Source organism: Shewanella sp., assembly GCF_051658185.1.
Taxonomy (GTDB): Bacteria; Pseudomonadota; Gammaproteobacteria; order Enterobacterales; family Shewanellaceae; genus Shewanella.
Window position 1 is genome coordinate 1 of sequence record NZ_JBOFMC010000226.1, and the last position, 3884, is coordinate 3884.

Here is a 3884-nt window from a genome sequence, read left to right on the forward strand (position 1 = left end):
GCATTGTCTACTAAATACAATGCCACCCCAGAAAAAGCTTCGCGCACTTATGATGCTGACCGTGATGGTTTTGTGATCTCCGGTGGTGGTGGGATTTTAGTGGTTGAAGAGTTAGAGCATGCGCTGGCTCGCGGTGCCAAAATATACGCTGAAGTGGTTGGTTATGGCGCTTCATCAGATGGTTATGACATGGTAGCACCATCGGGAGAAGGTGCTGTGCGTTGTATGCAAATGGCTTTAGCCGATGTCGATACGCCAATCGACTATGTCAACACCCATGGCACCTCAACACCGGTCGGTGATGTGCGCGAGCTTGAAGCGCTACGTGAAGTATTTAAAGATAAATGCCCACCCATCGCCTCGACTAAATCGTTGACTGGCCATGCCCTCGGCGCCGCCGGCGTGCATGAGGCGATTTATAGCTTGATCATGATGGAGCATCATTTTATCGCTCCTAGCATCAATATCGATAATATTGATGACGCGGCTAAAGATATGCCTATCGTGCGTGAATATCGTGATGCCGAACTTAAGACTGTGATGAGTAACAGCTTTGGTTTTGGTGGTACGAACGCAACGCTCGTGATGCGCAAATATTAATAACTAAGTTTATCAAAAAGATAAGCTGATGTTGTCGCTAACATCATCAAAGGGGAAGCTTAGGCTTCCCCTTTTTTATGGCGCGATCAGCTTGAGTTGGCTACGACTGCATCGCCACGCCTTGCATACTTGCCCCTGAGTGGAGAGAACCGAGATAGCATCATTGCGTGTCATCAGCCCAGTATCGGCGGGGATTTATCCGATAACTCTTGTTAGAATGTCATGATTTTGCAGCTTTATCTCATTTCTTTTTATCCGAACAGGTGCCCATGAAGATTCTTGTCGATGAAAATATGCCCTATGTTGAACCGTTATTTGGCGATTTAGGGACCATTATTCCGGTTAATGGCCGCAGATTAACCCCAGAGCAAGTGCGTGATGCCGATGTCTTGCTAGTGCGCTCGGTCACTCAGGTTAACGCCGCCTTGCTCGCGGATAACGCGCGGCTCAAATTTGTTGGTAGCGCCACGATTGGTACCGATCATGTGGATTTAGCGTATCTGGCTGAGCGTAATATTCCCTTTGCCAACGCGCCGGGCTGTAATGCCATCGCGGTGGGTGAGTTCGCCTTTATGGCGATGCTCGAATTGGCGCAGCGATATCATTCGCCATTGAAAGGCAAAGTGGTGGGGATCGTTGGTGCGGGTAACACCGGTTCGGCGACGGCCAAGTGCCTTGAAGCCTATGGCGTGACGGTTTTACTGAATGATCCGCTTAAAGCGGCAGCGGGGGATAGCCGGACGTTTGTCAGCTTAGATACTCTTATGCAGCAGGCCGATATTATCTGTTTACATGTGCCCATCACCCGCACAGGCGAGCATAAAACACTGCACCTATTTGATGAGTCTCGTTTACTGGCGCTTAAACCTAATAGCTGGCTAATCAATTGCTGTCGTGGCGATGTGATTGATAATAAAGCGCTTATCAAGGTCAAATCCCAGAGGGAAGATCTTAAATTGGTGCTCGATGTCTGGGAGGGGGAGCCGCACCCGCTGCCTGAGTTGGTCGATGTAGTCGACTTGGCCACCCCCCATATTGCAGGCTACAGTTTAGAAGGTAAGGCCCGTGGCACATTTATGCTGTACCAAGCCCTATGCCAGCATTTGAATATTCCCGCCAATAAAAGCTTAAGCGCACTCTTACCTGCCTTTAATGTTAAAGCCATGGCATTACGCGCCATGCCCGATGAACATGCTCTCTTGCAATTAACACGGTTTGTGTATGATTTGCGCGATGATGATAGGGCGTTTCGCAATTGCGGTTTTACGGCCAATGGCTTTGACAATATGAGAAAAAATCACCGACATCGACGCGAATTTAGTGCATTGGCGCTGGCTTATGACAGCCCACTTGAGGTAGATTGGTTATCCAATTTAGGTTTTTCAGGAGTCGATCAGTAGCTATGTCACAGGAATTTAATGTTGTCGTTTTAGGTGCATCGGGCGCAGTGGGTCAAACTATGATTGAGATCCTCGAGGAGCGTAATTTCCCGGTGGCGAATTTGTATCCTTTAGCCAGTAGCCGCAGCGCTGGTGAAACGGTGAGTTTCCATGGCAAACAAATTACTATTTTAGACGTCGAAACCTTCGATTGGACTCAGGCGCAAATTGGTTTCTTTTCCGCGGGTGGTGATGTTTCTGCAAAATGGGCCCCGATTGCGGCAGAAGCGGGCTGTGTGGTCATAGACAATACTTCTCATTTTAGATATGACATTGATATTCCTTTAGTTGTACCTGAAGTCAATCCCCATGCGATTGCCGATTTCCGCAATCGTAACATCATTGCCAACCCCAACTGTTCCACTATTCAAATGTTGGTGGCCCTCAAGCCGATTTACGATACCTACGGCATCAGCCGGATTAACGTAGCGACCTATCAATCGGTATCTGGCACGGGTAAAAAGGCCATTGAAGAACTGGCAAGACAATGCACTAAACTGCTGCAAGGTTTACCAGCAGAGGCTGAAGTGTATCCTAAGCAAATAGCTTTCAACGTATTGCCACAAATCGATAAATTTATGGATAACGGCTATACCAAAGAAGAAATGAAAATGGTCTGGGAAACCCAGAAGATTTTTGGTGATGACGATATTTTGGTGAATGCTACCGCGGTTCGGGTCCCCGTTTTCTATGGTCATTCGGAAGCGGTGCACATTGAAACGCGTCAAACTGCGGATGCGCAGGACATTAAAGCATTACTGCGCGATGCCCAAGGCGTGGTATTGTTTGAGTCAGATGACGAATATCCTACCGCCGTCACTCATGCGGCAGGCACCGATCCTGTGTATGTTGGCCGCGTGCGTAAAGATCTCTCTCACCCCAATGGCATTAACCTTTGGGTGGTCTCTGACAATATCCGTAAAGGTGCCGCTTTAAACAGTGTGCAAATTGCCGAGATCCTCGTGCGCGATTATTACTAAGTCTTGTTTTTCATGCGTTTAAAAAAAGCCTGCAATTTAGCAGGCTTTTTTGGTTTTAGCCTGCCGAACAGTAGCCCCATCGCAATTTCTGGTTTATAGTAATCCGAATAAATACAATTGCCTAAAGCCTATTATTAGCGGGATCACTTTACAGCGCTTCAAAGGGAAGGATTGATGAAATTTCGCACTTCGTATCTTGTTGGCCTCATGGCCAGTGTTTTAGCTGTTTCTTCTACGACTTATTTTATTTATCCCGCTGTTGCTGCTGATGCTCCCCAAATAAAACCCTTAAAAATTATGGGGCCAGATGGTCAGATCCGTCAGGTGAATCACCAATATGGTCCAACGACGGCAAAAGACACCTTTTGGAGCATAGCGCAAAAGGTGCGTCCAGATGCCAGCGTCAGCGTGTATCAAGTGATGGCCGCCTTGTTTGACGCCAATCCTCATGCTTTTTACTCCGACAGTTATAACAGCCTTGAACGGGGTATGATTTTGCTGATCCCCTCAAAGGAGGTGATGCAGGCGATCCCCAACAGTGTGGCCATCGCCCGCGCCAAGCGCGTGGATAAACAGGTCCGCACGACTGCTAAAGCGGTGGCTAAGCCGAGCGTGGCAAGTCCGGTGGTTAAGCCCTCGACGGCTAAGCCAATGACCCCCAATCCGCCGAGCACTCAGCTTGCTAATAACAGTGCCAACACTGTTGCAACCGCCCCGGTAAATACTCCTGTGCTCAGCGCGCCAACCGAGCAGCCTAAAGCCCAAACGACAAGCTCCTCACAGGACACCGCAAAGCCCAATCTCAGCCAAAGTGTCGCAGCGCCATCTAGCGCAACGGCAGTTGGCACAACCCTTACTGCTACAT

3 protein-coding genes and 1 pseudogene are annotated in these 3884 nt (G+C 48.6%); all 4 read left to right on the top strand.

The genetic code is table 11. The annotated features are described in order from the left end of the window. Positions 1-600: pseudogene (locus tag ACRCZA_RS09040) on the top strand (beta-ketoacyl-ACP synthase I); the annotation flags it as partial. Between the two features lie 269 nt (positions 601-869). Beyond that, complete coding sequence (locus ACRCZA_RS09045; protein ID WP_438674119.1) at positions 870-2000, top strand: 4-phosphoerythronate dehydrogenase; 1131 nt, start codon at positions 870-872, stop codon at positions 1998-2000. A 2-nt stretch (positions 2001-2002) separates the two neighbouring features. Then, on the top strand, positions 2003-3019 hold the full coding sequence (locus ACRCZA_RS09050) for an aspartate-semialdehyde dehydrogenase (RefSeq protein ID WP_438674120.1): 1017 nt from the start codon (positions 2003-2005) through the stop codon (positions 3017-3019). A gap of 174 nt (positions 3020-3193) precedes the next feature. After that, positions 3194-3884 (top strand): FimV/HubP family polar landmark protein (locus ACRCZA_RS09055; protein ID WP_438674121.1); only part of this gene is annotated, 691 nt, incomplete at its 3' end.

Excerpts from the sequence above, each read along its gene's own strand:
- ACRCZA_RS09045 (WP_438674119.1), top strand. The coding sequence starts at position 870 with ATGAAGATTCTTGTCGATGAAAATATGCCCTATGTTGAACCGTTATTT.
- ACRCZA_RS09050 (WP_438674120.1), top strand. The coding sequence starts at position 2,003 with ATGTCACAGGAATTTAATGTTGTCGTTTTAGGTGCATCGGGCGCAGTG.